1 rRNA gene is annotated in these 255 nt (G+C 51.8%); it reads left to right on the top strand.

Annotated elements, in window-relative coordinates:
- Positions 1–255 (top strand): 23S ribosomal RNA (locus ACO0K2_RS19750); the annotation flags it as partial.

Raw genomic sequence — 255 nt, 5'->3', positions numbered from 1 at the left:
GTCGTATGATGCGATGGGGGGACGGATCACAGAAGGTTGTCAGGCGGTTGGAAGAGCCTGTTCTTGACTTGTAGAAGGCACTTAGGCAAATCCGGGTGCGGAATTCAAGGGGTTGAGACGAGTGAACATGTTCACGAAGCAATCGGAAGTGGTTCCAAGAAAAGCCTCTAAGCTTCAGTCATACGAGACCGTACCGCAAACCGACACAGGTGGGCGAGATGAGTATTCTAAGGCGCTTGAGAGAACTCGGGAGAA

Origin of the sequence: Undibacterium sp. MH2W (assembly GCF_049340215.1) — a bacterium.
GTDB lineage: Bacteria > Pseudomonadota > Gammaproteobacteria > Burkholderiales > Burkholderiaceae_D > Undibacterium.
Note: the sequence above shows the minus strand (reverse complement) of the source record. Positions and strands in the feature narration are given on the sequence as shown.